14 protein-coding genes are annotated in these 19,452 nt (G+C 74.2%); 8 read left to right on the forward strand and 6 right to left on the reverse strand.

Annotation, left to right across the window (positions count from 1 at the left end):
- Window positions 1-297 precede the first annotated feature (297 nt).
- Window positions 298-1,779 carry an IMP dehydrogenase gene (guaB, locus tag ABD823_RS23810; RefSeq protein WP_344863166.1) on the forward strand — a complete coding sequence of 494 codons (1,482 nt, stop codon included), beginning with the start codon at window positions 298-300 and terminating at the stop codon, window positions 1,777-1,779.
- Between the two features lie 100 nt (window positions 1,780-1,879).
- Entirely contained in the window at window positions 1,880-2,989 is a 1,110-nt protein-coding gene (locus tag ABD823_RS23815) for a GuaB3 family IMP dehydrogenase-related protein (protein ID WP_344863243.1), read from the forward strand.
- A 43-nt stretch (window positions 2,990-3,032) separates the two neighbouring features.
- Here ABD823_RS23815 and ABD823_RS23820 read toward each other — a convergent pair whose 3' ends face one another.
- The 4 genes from ABD823_RS23820 to ABD823_RS23835 form a co-directional block, all read right to left on the reverse strand.
- Window positions 3,033-3,857, reverse strand: coding sequence for a class II fructose-bisphosphate aldolase (locus ABD823_RS23820; protein WP_344863168.1), 825 nt, complete (start codon window positions 3,855-3,857; stop codon window positions 3,033-3,035).
- Window positions 3,858-4,011: 154 nt separating this feature from the next.
- On the reverse strand, window positions 4,012-4,992 hold the full coding sequence (locus ABD823_RS23825; RefSeq protein WP_344863170.1) for a 1-phosphofructokinase family hexose kinase: 981 nt from the start codon (window positions 4,990-4,992) through the stop codon (window positions 4,012-4,014).
- On the reverse strand, window positions 4,993-6,138 hold the full coding sequence (gene nagA / locus ABD823_RS23830; RefSeq protein WP_344863172.1) for an N-acetylglucosamine-6-phosphate deacetylase: 1,146 nt from the start codon (window positions 6,136-6,138) through the stop codon (window positions 4,993-4,995).
- A gap of 35 nt (window positions 6,139-6,173) precedes the next feature.
- On the reverse strand, window positions 6,174-7,058 hold the full coding sequence (locus ABD823_RS23835; protein ID WP_344863174.1) for an SIS domain-containing protein: 885 nt from the start codon (window positions 7,056-7,058) through the stop codon (window positions 6,174-6,176).
- 100 nt (window positions 7,059-7,158) lie between these two features.
- On the opposite strand from ABD823_RS23835, the gene ABD823_RS23840 reads away from it, so the two are divergent.
- From ABD823_RS23840 to ABD823_RS23855, 4 genes are all read left to right on the forward strand, one after another.
- A complete protein-coding gene (locus ABD823_RS23840) occupies window positions 7,159-7,929 on the forward strand; it encodes a DeoR/GlpR family DNA-binding transcription regulator (RefSeq protein ID WP_344863176.1) in 771 nt (256 codons plus the stop codon).
- 209 nt (window positions 7,930-8,138) lie between these two features.
- The gene (locus ABD823_RS23845; protein WP_344863178.1) at window positions 8,139-9,881 is read left to right on the forward strand and encodes a glycerol-3-phosphate dehydrogenase/oxidase; all 1,743 of its coding nucleotides are present in this window, start codon (window positions 8,139-8,141) and stop codon (window positions 9,879-9,881) included.
- Window positions 9,882-10,001: 120 nt separating this feature from the next.
- The gene (locus tag ABD823_RS23850) at window positions 10,002-10,235 is read left to right on the forward strand and encodes a FitA-like ribbon-helix-helix domain-containing protein (RefSeq protein WP_344863180.1); all 234 of its coding nucleotides are present in this window, start codon (window positions 10,002-10,004) and stop codon (window positions 10,233-10,235) included.
- Window positions 10,232-10,627: a type II toxin-antitoxin system VapC family toxin gene (locus tag ABD823_RS23855; protein ID WP_344863182.1), complete on the forward strand. Its 396-nt coding sequence runs from the start codon at window positions 10,232-10,234 to the stop codon at window positions 10,625-10,627. The genes ABD823_RS23850 and ABD823_RS23855 overlap by 4 nt, the downstream gene beginning before the upstream one ends.
- Window positions 10,628-10,679: 52 nt before the next feature.
- On the opposite strand, the gene ABD823_RS23860 is transcribed toward ABD823_RS23855, so the two are convergent.
- Window positions 10,680-13,604, reverse strand: coding sequence for a M36 family metallopeptidase (locus ABD823_RS23860; RefSeq protein ID WP_344863184.1), 2,925 nt, complete (start codon window positions 13,602-13,604; stop codon window positions 10,680-10,682).
- Between the two features lie 213 nt (window positions 13,605-13,817).
- Window positions 13,818-15,989, reverse strand: a complete 2,172-nt coding sequence (locus ABD823_RS23865) for a beta-propeller domain-containing protein (RefSeq protein WP_344863186.1) — start codon at window positions 15,987-15,989, stop codon at window positions 13,818-13,820.
- 87 nt (window positions 15,990-16,076) lie between these two features.
- Between ABD823_RS23865 and ABD823_RS23870 the strand changes: the two genes are divergently transcribed.
- A complete protein-coding gene (locus ABD823_RS23870; protein WP_344863188.1) occupies window positions 16,077-17,642 on the forward strand; it encodes a succinic semialdehyde dehydrogenase in 1,566 nt (521 codons plus the stop codon).
- An 85-nt stretch (window positions 17,643-17,727) separates the two neighbouring features.
- On the forward strand, window positions 17,728-19,449 hold the full coding sequence (locus tag ABD823_RS23875) for a GMC oxidoreductase (RefSeq protein ID WP_344863190.1): 1,722 nt from the start codon (window positions 17,728-17,730) through the stop codon (window positions 19,447-19,449).
- The last annotated feature ends 3 nt before the right edge of the window (window positions 19,450-19,452 follow it).

The following is a 19,452-nucleotide window of genomic DNA, read 5'->3' on the forward strand; positions in this document are numbered from 1 at the left end:
AGGGGGGTCCGGCGGCATCGGGCGCCTCGTGGTGTTGCCGGTGACGGGAGGCCGAGCGGGTCACCGACCGCTCGGCCTCCCGGGGACCCGCCGCCCGTCCGCCGCTTCTCCGGGTCCGCCCGGACCCTGCGGCGCCCGGCGTGCCCCCGCCCGGAGGCCGCCCGGACCGCGCCGGGTGCTCCGCCGCCTCCGGCGGAACCCCTGCCGTCCGCCGCGGGCGGGCCCAGACCCTAAACTGTGCGGGGGGCTGGCGCCTTTCCCCACCCAGAGCGCGCCGTGGCAGGAGGTTGCACGACAATGGCCAAGTTCACCGAGCCGGGGCTGACGTTCGACGACGTGCTCCTCGTTCCGGCCTACTCCGATCTGCAGCCCGGTGAGGCCGACACGACCACGCGTCTCTCGCGCGGGATCACCCTGCGCATCCCGCTCGTCTCGGCGGCGATGGACACGGTCACCGAGGCGCGGATGGCGGTCGCCATGGCCCGCCAGGGCGGCATCGGCATCCTGCACCGCAACCTCTCCGTCGAGGAGCAGGCCGAGCAGGTCGACCTGGTCAAGCGCTCCGAGGCGGGGATGGTCACCAACCCGATCACCTGCTCGCCGGACGACACCCTGGCCGACGTCGAGCGCCTGTGCGCGACCTACCGGATCTCCGGCGTCCCGGTGACGGACGCCGACGGCGTGCTGGTCGGCATCGTCACCAACCGCGACATGCGCTTCGAGACCGACCAGCGCCGCCCCGTGCGCGAGGTCATGACGCCGATGCCGCTGGTCACCGCGCCGGTGGGGGTCTCCAAGGACGAGGCGTTCGCGCTGCTGCGGAAGAACAAGATCGAGAAGCTCCCGCTGGTCGACGCCGCCGGGCGGCTGCACGGCCTGATCACCGTCAAGGACTTCACCAAGAGCGAGCAGTACCCGCTCGCCACCAAGGACGCCGACGGCCGGCTCGTCGTGGGGGCGGCCATCGGCGTCGGCGGGGACGCCGAGCAGCGGGCGGCGGCCCTGATCGAGGCCGGAGTCGACGTGATCGTCGTGGACGTGGCGCACGGCCACTCCAAGGGCCTCGCCGACATGATCGCCAAGGTCAAGGCCAACAGCCGGATCGAGGTGATCGGCGGGAACATCGCCACCCGGGCGGGTGCGCAGATGCTGGTCGACGCGGGCGCCGACGCGGTCAAGGTCGGTGTCGGCCCCGGCTCCATCTGCACCACCCGCGTGGTCGCCGGCGTCGGTGCCCCGCAGGTGACGGCCATCCACGAGGCCTCGCTGGCGTGCGGCCCCGCCGGGGTCCCGGTGATCGGCGACGGCGGTCTGCAGTACTCCGGCGACATCGTCAAGGCGATCGCGGCCGGGGCCGACACGGTGATGCTGGGCTCGCTGCTGGCCGGCTGCGAGGAGTCGCCGGGCGAGCTGATCTTCATCAACGGCAAGCAGTTCAAGTCCTACCGGGGCATGGGCTCGCTCGGCGCGGTCCGCAACCGCGAGCGCGGCGGCGCCTCCTTCAGCAAGGACCGCTACGCCCAGGCCGACGTCGGCGGCGAGGACAAGTACATCCCCGAGGGCATCGAGGGCCAGGTGCCCTACCGCGGTCCGGTGGCCGCGGTGGCCCACCAGCTCGTCGGCGGCCTGCGCCAGGGCATGTGGTACTCCGGATGCCGCACGGTGGAGGAGATGCACGCCAAGTGCGAGCTCATGCCGATCACGGCCGCGGGCCTGAAGGAGAGCCACCCGCACGACATCCAGATGACGGTCGAGGCGCCGAACTACCACCGCCGCTGACACCGGGCCGTGCGGACCGGTCGGACACACAGGTACGGCCCGCGCCACCAGGCGTGGGCCGTACGCGCGTGAGATGGGAAAGACATAGCACATGACTCAGGTGGAGATCGGCCGCGGCAAGAACGGACGCCGTGCCTACGCGCTGGACGAGATCGGCATCGTCCCCTCCCGGCGGACCCGCGACCCCGAGGAGGTCTCGATCTCCTGGCAGATCGACGCCTACCGGTTCGACCTGCCGCTCGTGGTGAGCCCCATGGACAGCGTGGTCTCGCCGAGGACCGCGATCGAGGTCGGCCGGCTCGGCGGTCTGGCGGTGCTGGACCTGGAGGGCCTGTGGACTCGCTACGAGGACCCGGAGCCGCTGCTGGAGGAGGTGGCCTCGCTCCACGGCGAGGCGGCCACCAGGCGCCTGCAGCAGATCTACGCCGAGCCGATCAAGGAGGAGCTGATCGGCCGCCGGATCGAGGAGATCCGCGAGGCGGGGGTCACCACGGCGGTCCGGCTCTCCCCGCAGCGCACGGTCCAGCACCACAAGGCCGTCATCGACGCGGGTGTGGACATCTTCGTGATCCGCGGCACCACGGTCTCGGCCGAGCACGTCTCGGGCCGGGCCGAGCCGCTCAACCTCAAGCAGTTCATCTACGAGCTGGACGTCCCGGTGATCGTCGGCGGTTGCGCCACCTACACCGCGGCGCTGCACCTGATGCGGACCGGCGCGGCGGGCGTGCTCGTCGGCTTCGGCGGCGGGGCCTCGCACACCACCCGCACGGTGCTGGGCGTGGCGGTGCCGATGGCCACCGCGATCTCCGACGTGGCGGCGGCGCGCCGCGACTACATGGACGAGTCCGGCGGCCGGTACGTGCACGTCATCGCGGACGGCGGCATGGGCACCTCCGGTGACATCGCCAAGGCCATCGCCTGCGGGGCCGACGCGGTCATGGTCGGCTCGCCGCTGGCCCGCGCGGCCGAGGCGCCCGGCCGGGGCTTCCACTGGGGCTCGGAGGCCCAGCACCCCGAGCTGCCGCGCGGCAAGCGGGTCCACTTCGGCACGATCGGCACGCTGGAGCAGATCCTGCACGGCCCGTCCTCGGTGGCCGACGGCTCGATGAACCTCATGGGTGCGCTCAAGCGCACGATGGCCACGGCGGGCTACTCCGACCTGAAGGAGTTCCAGCGGGTCGAGGTGGTCGTCGCCCCGCAGCAGTCCTGATCCGGTGAACCCGGCCCCCGCCCGGTGCGGGGGCCGGCGCGCATCAGCCCCGGAGCACGCCGAGCAGGTGGGCGACCTCGGCGGCGACGGCGGCCCGGCCCTCCTTCACGTACACGCGGGGATCGACGACCTTCTCGTCGGCGGCCAGCCGGTCGCGGATCGCCCGGGTGAACGCCCTGTTCAGGTGCGTGGCGATGTTGATCTTCTTCATGCCGTGCCGTACGGCGGCGCGCAGGGTCTCGTCGGGCACGCCGGAGGAGCCGTGCAGCACGAGCGGCACCGGGACGGCCCGGCGCAGCTCGGCGATCAGGGCGAGGTCGAGGACGGCGTCGCGCGTCGTCATGGCGTGCGAGCTGCCGACGGCGACGGCCAGGGCGTCGACACCGGTGCGGGCCACGTAGCCGGCGGCCTCGTGCGGCCTGGTCCGCGCCCCGGGCGCGTGCACGCCGTCCTTGCCGCCGATCTCGCCGAGCTCGGCCTCCACCCACACCCCCCGGTCGTGGCACCAGGCGGCCACCTCGGCGGTGAGCGCGGCGTTCTCCTCGTCGGGCAGCGCCGAGGCGTCGAACATGACCGACCCGATGCCCAGCTCCACGGCCTCCTCGACGAGCGCGCGGTCGCAGGCGTGGTCGAGGTGGACGGCCACCTCCACCGAGGAGGCCCGGGCGAGGGCGAGCGCGGCGGCGGCGATCGGAGCGAGGGCGCCGTGGTAGCGCACGCAGTTCTCGCTGATCTGCAGCACGACGGGGGCGCCGGCGGCCTCCGCCCCGGCGACGATCGCCTCGGCGTGTTCGAGCTGGACGACGTTGAAGGCGCCGACGCCCGCGGGGGCGTCGCGGACGATGTCGCCGATTCCGACGAGGGGCATGACGGGGCCTTTCACGGGGTGAACGGGTGCGTGCGCGGTGGCTCCGGACGGGCCGGGGAGCCCGCGCGGGTGCGGCTCCGCCGGGGAGCGGGCCGGGATCAGGGGTCCACGGGCGGGGAAGGGCCGGGGCCAGGGGTCCACGGGCGGGCCGGGATCAGGGGTCCACGGGTTCGATCCGGATCCGCGGGCGGACGTCCTGGAAGACCTCGGGGTCGACGTCCCCGGCGACGGGAGCGGCCACCGCCGCCGCCCCCAGCGCCGCCGCGCGGCGGAGCCGCTCCGGCCAGGGCGTGCCCTCCACCAGGCCCAGGGCCAGCCCGGCGACCAGGGCGTCCCCGGCGCCGGTCGGGTTCCCCTCCACCCGGTACGGCATGGCGGCCCGCCAGCGGCCCTCGGGCGTCACGGCCAGCAGCCCGCCGGCGCCGAGTGAGACGACGACCGCCCCGGCCCCGGCGGCCCGGAGCGCCTCGGCGCCGCGGAGCACGTCCCCGTCCGGGAGCCCGCCCTCCCCGGTGGCGGCCAGGGCGCGGGCGAGCTCCTCGGCGTTGGGCTTGACGATCTCCGGGCGGCCGGCCGGGGAGCGCCGGAGCACCTCGCCGTCGGCGTCCACGATCACCGGGACGCCCCGGTCGCGGGCCCGGGCGGCGAGGACGGCGTAGAAGTCGGCGGGGACGCCGCGGGGCAGGCTCCCGGAGACCACCACGGCCGCGGCCGATCCGAGCCGGGCGTCGAAGCCGTCGAGGAAGGCGGCCAGCTCCCCGGCGGAGACGACGGGGCCGGGCTCGTTGAACAGGGCCGTCCGCCGGGGCCCGGACGGGGCGGTGTCGCAGACGGCGAGGGTGGTGCGGGACTCCCCGGCGATGCGGGTGAGCGCGGCGGGCAGCCCGGCCGCGGCGAGCTCCGCCTCGGCGGCCCGGCCGCCCGGGCCGCCGGACAGGCCGGTGACGAGGACGTCGCGGCCGAGCCAGGCGAGCACCCGGGCGACGTTGACCCCTTTGCCCCCCGCCCGGCGGTGCACGGTCCGCACCCGGTTGACGCCGTCCCAGTCGACGCCGTCGGCGGTGTAGGTGACGTCGAGGGCGAGGTTCAGCGTGACGGTCAGGACCGTGCCGCGGGGGGAGGGGGGAGAGGGCATCTAGGGTTCCGTGATCCAGGTTCCGTGTCTCATGACGCCGGCGACCTCCAGGTCGTCGGTGAGGACCACCAGGTCCGCCTGCTTGCCGACGGCGACGGAGCCGACGCGGTCGCCGAGGCCGAGCACCCGGGCGGGGGTGAGCGAGGTGACCTCGGCGGCCTCGGGCAGGGACAGGCCGAGCTCGCGGACGGCGCGCCGGAAGGCGACGTCCATGGTCAGGGTGGAGCCCGCGATGGAGCCGAGCCCGCCGTCGCCGTCGACGAGCCGGGCGACGCCGCCGGTCACGTCCACCTTCAGCGCGCCGAGGTCGTAGGTCCCGTCGCCCGCGCCGGCCGCCGCCATCGCGTCGGTGACGAGCGCGGTACGGCCCGGCCCCGCCGCGCGGCAGGCGAGGCGGAGCATCGCCGGGTGGACGTGCACGCCGTCGTTGACCAGCTCCACCGTGACGCGCTCGTCCTCCAGCAGCGCCGCGATCGGGCCGGGGGCGCGGTGGCCGAGCTGCGGCATGGCGTTGTAGAGGTGGGTGGCGACGCGGGCGCCCGCCTCGATGCCCGCGACCGTCTGCCCGTAGTCCGCGTCGCTGTGCCCGAGGGCGGCGAGCACGCCGCTCGCGACCGCCTCCCGGATGGTGTCCGGCGCGCCCGGCAGCTCGGCGGCGATGGTGAGCATCCGCACGTGCCCGCGCCCGGCCTTGACCAGGCGGGCGAGCTCCTGCGGGGAGGGCTCGCGGAGCAGGGCGGGGTCGTGCGCGCCGCAGCGGGAGGCGGCGATGTAGGGGCCCTCCAGGTGGATCCCGGCCAGCAGGCCGTCCTCGCACAGGTCGGCGAGGGCGGACACGGCCCTGGTCAGGTGGTCCAGGGGCGCGGTGACCAGGCTGGCCACGAGCGTGGTGGTGCCGTGCCGGGCGTGCAGGGCCGCGGCCCGGTGCGCCTGCCCGGGGTCGCCGGTGGGGAAGGAGGCGCCCGCCCCGCCGTGGTTGTGGATGTCGACGAAGCCGGGCACGACGTACCTGCCGCCGAGGCCGAGACCCGGACCCGGGGCGGTCCCCCGGCCGACGTGGGTGATGCGGCCGTCTTCGATGGTCAGCCAGCCGTCGTGGACACCGCCGGGGGTGACGACGCGGGCGTCGGCGAGTGTGATGCTCATGGCCTCATCCTCCCCCTCCGGCCGCAGGGGGGCGATCATCGGGTTTCCGGGGCGGGGAGGATCACCGAGCGGGTCAGATGGAGCGGCCGGTCCGGGTCGAGGCCCTGCGCCAGGGCCCTGGCCACCGCCACCCGCTGGACGCGCACCAGCTCGGCCATCGGGTCCAGGCCGCCGGCCAGGAACGTGCCGCCGGTCGCCTCCACCTCCTCGCGCAGCCCGCCGGGGGCGTCGCCGAGCATCCAGGTGATCCGGCCGGGCCCGGCGATGCTGATCGGGCCGTGCCGGTACTCCATGGCGGGGTAGGCCTCGGTCCAGGCGCGGCAGGCCTCGCGCATCTTCAGCCCCGCCTCCAGGGCCAGGCCGTAGCTCCAGCCGCGGCCCAGGAAGGTGAACTGCTCGGCGGCCGTCAGCTCGGGGGCGAGCGGTTCGGCGAGCGCGCGCTCGGCGTCGGCGATCGCGGCGGTCAGGTCCTCGCCGAGGTGGGCGCGGAGCAGGGCGAGCTGGGTGGTGGCGAAGCGGGTCTGCACGACCGAGGCCTCGTCGGCGAAGTCGAGCACGACGACCCGGTCGGCCAGGGTCATGACCGGCGTGTCCGGGTCGGCGGTGATCGCGGTGGTCCGGGTGCCCGCGCTCCTCAGCAGCTCCAGCACCTCGGTGGTGGTGCCGGAGCGGGTCAGTGCGAGCACCCGGTCGTAGGAGCGGCCGGACGGCGCCTCGGACGCGGCGAAGGCGTCGGTCTCGCCGTGCCCGGCGCGTTCGCGCAGCACGGCGTAGGCCTGGGCGATGAACCAGGACGTGCCGCAGCCGACCACGGCCACCCGCTCACCCGGCTGCGGGAGGGCGTCCGCCGGGACCGCGCCGACGGCCCGGCGCCAGCAGTCCGGCTGGGACGCGATCTCTGCTTCGGTGTGGGTGGTCACGGCGGCCTCCGGTTCGGTCCATTTGTGAGTGATTTATAGCAGAAATGAGCATGATTGTGCAGAGATGGGTTTTGATCCGGTGGTGTGACAGGCTGATGCCGTGAGCAGGTACGAGCGCTGGAACGCGATCCTGGAGTTGCTCGCGCGGGAGGGCCGCCTGAGCGTGGAGCGGGCCGCCGAGGCGCTGGACGTCTCCGCCGCGACGATCCGGCGCGACTTCGACCAGCTGGCCCAGCAGCAGATGCTCATGCGCACGCGGGGCGGGGCGGTCGCGCAGAGCGTCAGCTACGACCTGCCGCTGCGCTACAAGACCGCGCGCCACGCCGACGAGAAGCAGCGCATCGCCGAGGCGGCCGCCGCGCTGGTCGCGCCCGGGGCGATCGTCGGGATGAACGGCGGCACGACCACCTCGGAGGTCGCGCGCGCCCTGGCGGTCCGGGCCGATCCGGAGGCGGGCTTCACCATCGTCACCAACGCCCTGAACATCGCCGCCGAGCTGACCGTGCGCCAGAACGTCAAGATCGTCGTGACGGGCGGGGTGGCGCGGCCGCAGTCCTACGAGCTGATCGGCCCGCTGGCCTCGGAGGTGCTGGAGCGGGTCACGCTGGACATCGCGTTCCTGGGCGTGGACGCGATCGACGCCGACGGCGGCGCCTGGGCCCACCACGAGGGCGAGGCGAGCGTCAACCACCTGCTGATCCGCCGGGCCGCCGAGGTCGTCGTGGTCGCGGACGCCTCCAAGATCGGACGGCGCGCCTTCGCCCGGATCTGCACGCTGGACGCCGTCGGCACCCTGGTCACCGACGAGGGCCTCTCCGACGAGGCCGCGGCCCGCTTCACCGACGCGGGGGTCAAGGTCGTCCGCGCCTGACGGCCCCGCGCCGTGCCGCAGCTCCGCCGTCCGCCGTACCGCGCCGTGCCGCCCTGCGGCGCGCGGGACCGCCGGGACCGCCGGGGCGGCGGGTCCGGTCGTGGCGCGAATCACCATGAGCAGGACTACCCGCTGGTAGTGATACACACAGTGCAGGGGTACATATCCCGGACAAGACGAAGGTTCGCGTACCCCGGGGGGAAGGCAGCATGACGGCGCGCATGGGCACCGCACGGCTCGGCCCGGCCGAGAGGTCCGCCGCACTGGCGAAGATGGCGTCCGCCGAGCTCGACGTGGTGGTGATCGGCGGCGGGGTCGTCGGCGCCGGGGTCGCGCTCGACGCGACGACCCGCGGGCTCAGCGTCGGGCTCCTGGAGGCGCGCGACTTCGCCTCGGGCACCTCGTCCCGCTCCTCCAAGCTGATCCACGGCGGCCTGCGCTATCTGGAGCAGCTCAACTTCGACCTGGTCAGGGAGGCGCTGCAGGAGCGCGCCCTGCTGCTGCAGCGGATCGCCCCGCACCTGGTGCGGCCGGTGCCGTTCCTGTTCCCGCTCACCCACTTCGGCTGGGAGCGGCCGTACGTCGGCACCGGCCTGGTGATGTACGACACGCTGGGCTACTCCGCCGGGCTCACCCGCGGCGTGCCCGGCCACCGCCACCTGTCGCGCAGGCGCGCGCTCCGGCTGGCCCCCGCGCTGCGCCGTACGGCCTTCTCCGGCGCGGTGCAGTACTGGGACGCACAGGTGGACGACGCCCGCTACGTGATGACCATGCTCCGGACCGCCGCGGGGTACGGCGCGCACGTCGCCTCGCGGGCGCAGGTGACGGGTTTCCTGCGGGAGGGGGAGCGGGTCACCGGGGTCCGGGTGCGCGACCTGGAGAGCGGGACCGACCTGCGGGTGCGGGCCCGGCAGGTGGTCAACGCCACCGGGGTGTGGACCGACGAGATCCAGGAGCTGGTCGGCGGGCGGGGGCAGATCCACGTGCGCGCCTCCAAGGGCGTGCACCTGGTCGTGCCGCGCGACCGGATCCACTCGCTCACCGGGATCATCCTGCGGACCGAGAAGTCGGTGCTGTTCGTGATCCCCTGGGGCCGGCACTGGATCATCGGCACCACCGACACCCGCTGGGACCTGGACAAGGCCCACCCCGCGGCCTCCCGCTCCGACATCGACTACGTCCTGGAGCACGTCAACGCGGTGCTGTCGGTCCCGCTCACCCGCGACGACGTCGAGGGCGTCTACGCGGGCCTGCGGCCGCTGCTGTCGGGGGAGTCGGAGGAGACCTCCAAGCTCTCCCGCGAGCACGTGGTGGCCCACCCGGTGCCCGGGCTGGTCATGGTGGCCGGCGGCAAGTACACCACCTACCGGGTCATGGCCAAGGACGCGGTGGACGCGGTCGCGCACGGCCTGCACCAGCGGGTCCCGCCCTCCTGCACCGACCGCATCCCGCTGGCCGGCGCGGAGGGCTACCAGGCCCTGTGGAACTCCCGGGAGCGGCTGGCCCGCTCCTCCGGGCTGCACGTGGCGCGGATCGAGCACCTGCTCCAGCGGTACGGTTCCATGATCGACGAGGTGCTGGCGCTGATCGAGGAGGATCCGGCGCTCGGCCACCCGCTGACCGGGGCCGACGACTACCTGCGGGCCGAGGTCGTCTACGCCGCCACCCACGAGGGCGCCCGGCACCTCAACGACGTGCTGACCCGGCGCACCCACATCTCCATCGAGACCTTCCACCGCGGCCTGGCCGTGGCGGAGGAGGCGGCCGGGCTGCTCGCCGGTCCGCTGGAGTGGGACGACGAGCAGGTCAAGAGGGAGATCGAGCACTACACCAAGCGGGTGGAGGCCGAGCGGCTCTCCCAGGAGCAGGATACCGACCACGAGGCCGACGCCATCCGCCTCGGCGCCCCCGACATCGTCCCCGTCGCGGCCCCGGAGACGAGCACGGCGTGATCCGGCGGGTCTTCCGGACGACGGGCGGGCGCCGGTAGAGGAACCGGACCTCCGGGGTCAGCGGTCCCGTGATGTCCCCGTTTCGCTCGTGGGATGCATACAAATGCATACCATGGGGTCATGGCACTGCTACAGGTACGTGATGTTCCCGAAGCGACGGTCCGGGCGCTCAAAGAGCAGGCGGCTGAGCGTGGTCTCACCCTGGCGGCCTATCTCCGTACGGAACTGGAGCGCATGGCCGCCCGCCCGACGAACGCCGAGATCGCCGCGCGTCTGGCGCGGCGGAACCGCACCGGTGGCCCGACCGCGGAAGAGACCGTGAACGAGATCAGGCGTATCCGAGAGGCATCGTGATCGTCATCGACTCCTCCGCCGTGGTGGAGGCGCTCGTGGGCGATCCCGTCAACTCCGATCTGCTGACCGTCATCGCGGAGGAGGAGCTTCACGCACCCGCGCTGCTGGATTTCGAAGTCTCCGGCGCGCTGAGAGGTCTCGTCCTGGGCAAGAAACTCGACGAGCGGAGATTGGACGAAGCCGTCGAGGACTTCGGCCTGCTGCACATCCGGCGTTACCAGATGACCGAGCTCCTGGGCCACGTGCTCGGGCTCCGCGAGAACTTCACGACATACGACGCGGCCTACGTGGTGCTCGCCCAGGCGTTGGACGCGTCGCTCGTGACATCCGACACGGAGATGAGGGAAGCGGAGAAGTTCGGCGTCGACGTGCGCGTACTGCGGCCGGAATGATCCGCCGTGCGGCTCCCGCCCCGGACGGGGCGGGAGCCGCAGGTGACGGCCGTCAGCGGGTGAAGGCCTGGAACTCGGCGGCGCGCACCTGGTCGCGGGCGGGGCTCGCGGTGGCGCAGTCGGTGGCCGAGCGCGGGTCGGCGTCCTGCTCACCGGCGTAGCGCGGGTTGCCGGTGCACTGGGTGGAGACGGCGCGCAGGGCCAGGTGGGTGGCCTTCGTGGTCGGGATCCTGAAGGACTCGATCAGCAGGTCGGCGCCCCGGGGGCGGGGCAGCCGGGTGTCGAACGCGTCGGCCGGGCTGGTGTAGACGACCGAGAAGGACTCCGGCTTCGAGCAGTCCTTCTGCGTGGCGTCGCAGGCCAGGACCTCGAAGGCGCGCAGGGCGCTGAAGCGGTTCTGGCCGCCCGGGTCGGCGGGGTCGTTCACGTTGGGCCGGAGCATGGCGCTGACCTGCACCCGGCGGACCTTCACCGGCTCGGTCCCGGCCAGGTCCACGGTCACGGTCTTCCCGGCGACCGGCCCGGTCAGCGAGGCCCAGTTCGTGGCCTCGGTCTCGTCGATCAGCTTGTCGTGGTTGACGCCGTCGCCCGTGGCCGTGGCGCCCCGCGCCGCCGAGGCGACGTTCTCCGCCGGTGCGAGCGGGAGCGGGAGCGTCACGCCGGGCAGCACCGCGGACCTCACCCGGGTGTGGCCGTGGCCCGCGCCGACGACCAGGAAGTCGTAGACGCCCGGGGTCATCTCCACGGTGTCGCCGAGCTCGGTGGCCGGGTCGGTGTCGGCGACCGGTACGGCACGGCCCTCGTAGTGGCCGACGTAGAGCCGGAGCGCGGCCTTCTTCGCCTCGCCGAGCGGCGTGAGCCTGAGCGTGCCGTTCTTCCCGACCGGGTCGGCGAAGCCCGGCGTCGGGTCGGGGTCGTTCTGGTTCAGGCTGGCCGCGCCCTCGCCGAGGCCGTGCCGGGCGAACGCCCGCCACATGATGTCCTGGTTCTTCCCGCCGAAGCGGATGGCGTCGGCGGCCAGCAGCGCGTCGCGGTGGTCGACGTAGCTGACCGCGCCGGAGGCCATCAGCAGCAGCGCGTCGAAGGACAGCTGCGCCCAGCGGCGGTTGCCGGGGCACTTGTGCACCGGGGTCCTCCCGTCGGCGCACGCCCGCTGGAGGGCCGCGGTGCCCTTGCCGTACCGCTTGAGGAACGCCTCGCGCACGGAGAACTGGGCGGCGCTCCAGATCTCGCCGTCGGCGTGGACCTGCTGCCCGACGAGGTCGTAGCCGATGTCGCTGTAGTTCAGCGGGGACTTCGACATGTCGTAGTTGCGGATGCCGGCCTTCTTGTCGCCGGTGACGTAGCCGCCGGTCACGTACGGCGTCTCGCCCGCGGGGCGGAAGCCGTACTCGTAGAGGTACTCCATGGCCAGCAGGTCGGAGGTGCTCTCGTTCATGGCGCCGGGCTGGGCACCGCTCCACCCGGCGTTCGGGCCGGCGATCATGCGGCCGGAGATCGCGTGCGTGTACTCGTGGCCGATCACCGACATGTCGTAGTCGCCGTCCACGCAGGGCGCGTAGAACGAGCCCGCGATCGGCTGCCAGAGGTACATGTTGGTGATCGGGGCGACGCCGTCGGGGCCGGTGATCTGGTTGGCGTTGTCGCGCACGTCGGCGTGGCGCGCCCCGGCCTGGGCGTTGCCCTGCTCGGGGTCGCCGCCGAGGCCGCCGCGCTCGCCGTTCTCGTCCTGCATGTTCCAGGCCGTCTCGGTGAAGCCGAGCCGGTAGGACCAGTCGTGCATGCGGTTGTGCATGGCGTGCAGGTTGGCGATCGCGGCCTCCAGGTCGGCCTCGCCCGGCCGGTCGAGGACGGCGGGGTCGCACTTGGCGGTGTACCAGGCGTTGGTCCAGGGGTAGGCGTAGTTCCGGTCCGGGGTGGCGGCGTTGCCGCGGGTGCCGACCGCGTAGGGGTTGTCGCTCGCGCGGTTCTCCACCGTCCTGGCCGCGTTGCCGGAGCTGGTGCCGGTGGGGGCGTCCGCGGCGTGGTCGACGTCCCACGCCTTGCCGGTGGCCGGGTCGCCGCCCACGACGAGGTCGCAGCCGGGGCCGGCGGCGGCGCACCACCGCGAGCGGGTGTCGGCGGAGGAGTAGTCGGCGGGCGGGTTGGCCGGGAAGACCTCCCACTGCGGGCCGTCCGGCTCGGCGTGGTGGTCCACCAGGTTCTCGCGGGTCAGGATCTCACCGCTGACCGCGTCCACGTGGGTGGTGTAGGCGGCCGGCTCGCCCTCGCCGCCGCCGATCAGGACCACCTGGTAGGCCCGGTGCGTGCCGTCGGGCGCGGGCACGGCCACCGGCGCGGCCCGCTTGACGGTCGCGGTGGCCAGGTCGATGCCGCCGTCGCGGGCGGCGATCTCCAGGGCCTGCTGCTCGGTGAGCGCGGCGGCGGGGGGAGCGGCGGCGGAGCGGGACAGGGTCGAGGTGACGTGGTGGACCCTGCCGCCGGCCACGCCGACCACGACCTGGCCGTCCACGCCCGCGGGCAGGTCGCCGAAGCGCTGCCGGAGCAGGACGGCGTGGCCGTCCCCGATCGGGTTGACCGCGACCTTCTCCAGCGCGTCCACGGCCTCGGGGGACAGGCCGAAGAGGTTCTCGTTGGCCTTCAGGTAGGCGCGGGCGGCCTGCTCGGGGTCGTCGCCGAGCCCTTCGGCGAGCGGGGCGGGGCCGGTGACGACGGCCGGGGTGCCGAGGGCGTTCCAGCGGATCGTCGCGGCGCCCGCCTTCTTGGCGAGCGCGGCGGCCGGGGGCGCGACGGTGCCGCGCCGGTTGTCGACGTCGGGCTTGCCGTGCTGCTCGGCCTGGAAGTCGTGCAGGTCGGAGGAGCGGTCGGCCGGGCCGCTCCGGGCGGCTCCGGGGAGGGGGAGGGCGAGGGACGGGAGTGCGAGGGACGCCGTCGCGGCGGCGATGACGGTGAGACGTGACCAGGATTTGGTCGACACCGGGCCTCCTGCGGGGGGTCGGCCGTCGTTGGCCGTGCCACGCGTGGATCACGTGCGCTGCGCAAGAGGTAACACCGGTTCACATCTTCTGACAAGATCTTGTAAAGGGTGAGATGTCGGTGTTATAGAGGTTTACGGCGCCGGGTGCCGCCCGGCGCGGCCACCGTACGGCGCGGCCCCGGCCTGGGAGCGGGGCCGCGCCGTGCGGCGGGGTCAGTCGAACGGGATCCAGTCCCGCTCCGCCAGGCCGTCCAGGGAGTGGACCGCCAGGCCGAGCTCGGAGACCGTCCACAGGTCGCCGCCGATCACGACCGAGCGGCGGATGCCCGGGTCGTAGGGGGCGAAGCGGGTGCTGTCGACCGGCTTCGGCCTGGGGTGGACGACCGTGCCGGCCTCGGTGACGGCGGAGTCGCCGATCTTCAGCACCAGCGCGGCCCCGGTGGTCTGCCCGGTGCCGTCCCAGGTGCTCAGCGGCAGGACGGCGGTGCCCGCCGGCGCCCAGTAGAGGAAGGCGTGCGGGTCCCACTCGGCCTCGGAGCCGGAGTCCTTCTGGAAGAACCGCGCCAGCCGGCGCGGGGCGGCCGGGTCGGAGACGTCGAAGAGGGAGACCTGGGTGCCGAGCGTGCGGCCCTGCTCGCTCGCCTCCTGGCCGATGCCGATCAGCCGCCCGTCGCCCGCCGGGTGCAGGTAGGCGGAGTAGCCGGTGATCTTCAGCTCGCCGGTCCTCTTCGGCGCGGCCGGGTCGCGCAGGTCGAGCACGTAGAGCGGGTCCACCTGCCGGAACGTCACCACGTAGCCGACGGGGCCGAGGAAGCGGACCGAGTAGATGCGCTCGCCCTCGCCCAGGCCGCCGACCTCGCCGACCTTCGCCAGGGTGTCGGCGCGCAGCACGTAGACGGCGCTGGAGCTGCTCCTGTCCGTCTCCGAGGTGGTCGCGACCCGCAGGTGCCCCTCGTGCTCGGACAGCGAGTACTGGTTGAGCAGCCGGCCCGGGACCCTGCCCGAGGCGACGTAGCGGGGCGCGCCGGGCGCGGTGACGTCGAACCGGTGGATCTCGGTCTCCTCCGGGGGCGGGGCCGGGGCGACGGGCGCCTCGGACGCGGCGGGGGGCTCGGTGGCGGGCGGGACGGCCGTCGGGGTGGCCGCCCCGGTGGCGGCCGGGGACGCGGCGGCCGTGGCGGCGGGGGACACGGTGGCCGTGATCTCCACCGGGCCGCCCGGGGTGGCCGTGCTCTCCACCGGGAGCGGGACGGTGGCCTCGGCCGGGGTCGGCTCGTCCCTCGGCGCGGCCACCCGCCCCGGCCGGGGCTCCGGGGCCTCGTCGACGATCACGTCGACCGGCCGCGCCGACCACCAGTGCGGGTTGCTGGTCACGTACAGGCTGGAGCCGGTGCCGTAGACGGTGTCGCCGTCGGCGACCAGGCTGATCGGAGCGCTCCCGTCCAGGGCCCGCGCCCCGGCGCCCAGGTCGAGGCTGTGCACGGTCAGCAGCGAGGTCCCGGTGTACTCCGCCGGGTGGCTGACCCGCGCGCAGTCGACCGTGCGCTTCTCCGTCCGGCCGTCCGCCCCCGTCACCTCGTACGTCGGCAGCCACGCCTCGATGGGCGCGTTCCGCACGGCCTCGGCGTTCCTGCGGGTCCGCTCGGCGTCGCCGGCGTCGGGACCGGCGTCCGGGAAGGTGATCGCGGGCTGGCTGCGGACCACGAGCCGGACCGTCGAGCCGACCATGCGCGCGTCCACGTGCGCGCCGTCCGGGGTGATCGAGCCGATCACCTCCGGCTCGCCGGACAGGTCGACGAGCACGTAGCGCGGTCCCGGGCTCGGGGCGATCTTGGCGGTCGCGCCGTACGGGATGATCCCGCCGCCGGAGAACAGCACCAGCGCCCTGTCCCCGCTGACCAGCAGGTCGGCGGGGGCCCACGCCTGCTCCCGGTCGGTCAGCCGGAGCGTGCCGGTCACCTTCCGGGTGGCGGCGTCCACCACGCGCAGCACGCCCCGGCTCACCGTGATCACGCGCCTGCCGTCGGTCTTGACCAGGTCGGGCTCGTCGACCCCGGCCTCGTGGGTGTTGGTGGTGGAGTGCCCGGGCGCGGCCTGCTGCTTGGCGGCGCCGGCGTCGGCGCGCGCCTCGGCCGCCGCGAACGGGACCGGCCCGCCCAGTCCCCACGGCCCGACGCGCCCGGCCGCCGCGGCGCGCAGCCCGGCGAGCATGTCGTCGCAGCCGTCGTAGGCGACCAGCCGCACGTCGCCCAGCTCCACCGGCGCCGTACGGCCCGCGCCGGAGCCCGCCGGGGCCGAGGTGCACGCCGCGGCGACCAGGACGGCCGCCAGGGCGGCCGCACCGGCGCTCGCCCGGGCGCCGGCCGTACGAATCGATGTCCTCATGCCCCTGTGAACGGATCGGGGGCGGGGCAGGTTCAGTCTCCTACCGACCGGTAGCCGCACGCCGTCCCACCGAATACTCTTCGGTCCATGGCTGTCACTCTCGGAGCGACCCGGACCCTCGACCCCCGCATGATCGAGCGTGTGGTCCGGCAGGTGACCTCCGGCGGGAAGACCCACCGGATCACCGCCCCCTTCACCGAGGAACCCCTCGCCGAGCTGCCGATCTCGACCGCGGCGGACGTCCGCGAGGCCCACGCCCGGGCCCGGGAGGCGCAGCGGGCCTGGGCCGGGCTGCCCGCCCGGGAGCGGGCCCGGCCCTTCCTGGCGCTGCACGACGCGATCCTGGACCGCCGCGAGGAGATCCTCGACATCGTCCAGTGGGAGACCGGCAAGGCCCGCAGGCACGCCTTCGAGGAGGTCTGCGACGTCGCGGGCTGCACCCTCTACTACGCGCGGCGCGCCCCCGGCCTGCTGGAGACCAAGCGGCGCTCGGGGCTGTTCCCGCTGGCCACCCGGGTCACCGAGACCCGCCACCCCAAGGGGGTCGTGGCGCTGGTCTCGCCCTGGAACTACCCGCTCTCGCTCGGCGTGACCGACGTCGTCCCGGCCCTGCTCGCCGGGAACGCCGTGGTCCACAAGCCCGACACCCAGACCGCCCTGTCCGCCCTGTGGACGATCGACCTGCTGGCCGAGCTCGGCATGCCCCGCGAGATCTGGCAGGTCGTGCTCGGCGACCCCGCCGAGATCGGCGACCCGCTGCTCGACGGCGCCGACTACGTGGCCTTCACCGGCTCCACCCGGACCGGCCGCCGGATCGCCGAGGAGGCCGCCAAGCGGCTCATCGGCTGCTCCCTGGAGCTCGGCGGGAAGAACCCCATGATCGTCCTGGACGACGCCGACCTCGACGTGGCCGCCCAGGGCGCGCTGCGCGCCTGCTTCAGCAACGCCGGGCAGCTGTGCATCTCCATCGAGCGGCTCTACGTCCACGACAGCGTGTACGACGCGTTCACCGAGAAGTTCGTCCGGCTGGTGAAGAACATGAAGCTCGGCGCGGGCCTCGACTGGGACGTGCAGATGGGCTCGCTGACCTCCCGCCGCCAGCTGGAGGCGGTCACCGCCCACGTGGACGACGCCGTGGCCAAGGGCGCCCGCGTGCTGGCCGGCGGCAGGCCCCGCCCCGGGGCCGGGCCGCTGTTCTACGAGCCGACCGTCCTGGCCGACGTGGACGAGAGCATGGACCTGTGCCGGGAGGAGACCTTCGGGCCGGTCGTCTCGCTCTACCGCTTCTCCACCGACGACGAGGCCGTCCGCCGGGCCAACGACACCGTCTACGGCCTCAACGCCTCGATCTGGACGCGGAACCCGGCGCGCGGCCGGGCGCTGGCCGCCCGGATCAAGGCCGGGACCGTCAACGTCAACGAGGGGTACGGCGCCGCCTTCGCCTCCTACGACGCGCCCATGGGCGGCATGAAGTCCTCCGGCCTGGGCCGCAGGCACGGGGCGGAGGGGCTGCTGAAGTACACCGAGGCGCAGACAGTCGCCGCCCAGGCCACCTGGCTGGGCCTCGAACCGCTGCCCGGGATGACCTACGAGAGGTACGCCGAGGTCGTCACGACGCTGCTGAAGACGTTGAAGAGGGTCCGCCTCAAGTGACCGCCCCGCCCCGGCCCGTGCGGGCCGGGGCGGGGCGGCAGCCCGGCGGGGGCCGGCGCAGATCGACGAGGGTCCGCGAGGACCGGTGAAGGGAGTCCCCGGGGTGTTCGACTACGACGTGCTGGTGATCGGGTCGGGGTTCGGCGGGAGCGTCACCGCGCTCCGCCTGACGGAGAAGGGCTACCGGGTCGGCGTCCTGGAGGCCGGGCGGCGCTTCGACGAGCGCACGCTGCCGAAGACCTCCTGGCGGGTCCGCGACTTCCTGTGGGCGCCCGCCCTCGGCTGCACGGGCATCCAGCGCATCCACGTGCTGCGCGGCGTCAAGGGCACCGGCGTCATGGTGCTGGCCGGAGCCGGGGTCGGCGGCGGCTCCCTGGTCTACGCCAACACCCTCTACGAGCCGCTGGAGCCGTTCTTCGCCGACCCCCAGTGGGCGGGCATCACCGACTGGAAGGCCGAGCTGGGGCCGTACTACGACCAGGCCAGGCGCATGCTCGGCGTGGTCGTCAACCCGACCCTCACCCGCGCCGACGAGATCATGCAGAAGGTCGCCGACCGGATGGGCGTGGGCGGCACCTTCCACCGGGCGCCGGTCGGCGTCTTCTTCGGCACGCCCGGCCAGGAGGTGGACGACCCCTACTTCGGCGGAGCCGGGCCGCGCCGCCGGGGCTGCACCGAGTGCGGCGAGTGCATGACCGGCTGCCGGCACGGCGCCAAGAACATGCTGACCAAGAACTACCTCCACCTCGCCGAGAAGGCGGGGGCGAAGGTCCACCCGGAGACCACGGTCACCGGGGTCCGGCCCCTCGGGAAGGGCCGCCGCGGGTACGCCGTCGAGGTCAGGAAGACCGGCGCGCCGTGGCGGCGCCGCACGCTCACCGCCGAGCAGGTGGTCCTCGCCGCCGGCACGTACGGCACGCAGCGCCTGCTCCACCGGATGAAGGCCACCGGTGCGCTGCCCCGCCTGTCCGACCGGCTCGGCACGCTGACCAGGACCAACTCCGAGGCGCTGCTCGGCTTCGAACGGCTGGGCGTCACGGGGGACAAGCTCAACCGCGGCGTGGCGATCACCTCCTCCATCCACCCCGACGCGCACACGCACATCGAGCCCGTCCGCTACGGCGACGGCTCCAACGCGATGGGCATGCTCCGCACCCTGCTCATCGACGGCGGCGGGGCGCCGCGCTGGCTGAAGTTCCTCGGCGAGGCCGCCAGGCGCCCCCACCTGCTCCCGCGCCTGTTCGACCACCGCAGGTGGTCCGAGCGCACGATCATCGCCCTGGTCATGCAGGCCAAGGACAACTCCATCACCCTGTCGGCCCGCAGGGGCCTGCTCGGCGGCTGGAAGCTGCGCTCCCGGCCCGGCCACGGCGAGCCCAACCCCACCTGGATCCCGGCCGGGCACACCTTCGTCCGGCACGCCGCCGAGGAGATCGGCGGCATGCCCGGCGGCTCCTGGCTCGACCTGTTCGACATCCCCGCCACCGCGCACTTCCTGGGCGGCTGCGCCATCGGGGACTCGCCGGAGACCGGGGTGATCGACCCCTACCACCGCGTCTACGGCCACGAGGGCCTGCACGTCGTCGACGGCTCGGCGGTCTCCGCCAACCCGGGCGTCAACCCCTCGCTGACCATCACCGCCCAGGCCGAGCGCGCCATGGCCCTGTGGCCCAACCGCGGCGAGGCCGACCCCCGCCCGGCCCTCGGCTCCCCCTACGCGCGGCTGACACCCGTCGCCCCGAGAAACCCCGTCGTCCCCGCGGCCGCCCCCGGCGCCCTGCGCCTGCCGATCGTCGGCATCAGCTGACGC

The organism is Planomonospora alba (genome assembly GCF_039534085.1).
Lineage (GTDB): Bacteria > Actinomycetota > Actinomycetes > Streptosporangiales > Streptosporangiaceae > Planomonospora_B > Planomonospora_B alba.

What these genes read in the sequence shown, in the direction of transcription:
- guaB (WP_344863166.1), top strand. Translation starts at nt 298, where the DNA reads ATGGCCAAGTTCACCGAGCCGGGGCTGACGTTCGACGACGTGCTCCTC.
- ABD823_RS23820 (WP_344863168.1), bottom strand. Translation starts at nt 3,857, where the DNA reads ATGCCCCTCGTCGGAATCGGCGACATCGTCCGCGACGCCCCCGCGGGC.
- ABD823_RS23825 (WP_344863170.1), bottom strand. Translation starts at nt 4,992, where the DNA reads ATGCCCTCTCCCCCCTCCCCCCGCGGCACGGTCCTGACCGTCACGCTG.
- nagA (WP_344863172.1), bottom strand. Translation starts at nt 6,138, where the DNA reads ATGAGCATCACACTCGCCGACGCCCGCGTCGTCACCCCCGGCGGTGTC.
- ABD823_RS23845 (WP_344863178.1), top strand. Translation starts at nt 8,139, where the DNA reads ATGACGGCGCGCATGGGCACCGCACGGCTCGGCCCGGCCGAGAGGTCC.
- ABD823_RS23850 (WP_344863180.1), top strand. Translation starts at nt 10,002, where the DNA reads ATGGCACTGCTACAGGTACGTGATGTTCCCGAAGCGACGGTCCGGGCG.
- ABD823_RS23865 (WP_344863186.1), bottom strand. Translation starts at nt 15,989, where the DNA reads ATGAGGACATCGATTCGTACGGCCGGCGCCCGGGCGAGCGCCGGTGCG.
- ABD823_RS23870 (WP_344863188.1), top strand. Translation starts at nt 16,077, where the DNA reads ATGGCTGTCACTCTCGGAGCGACCCGGACCCTCGACCCCCGCATGATC.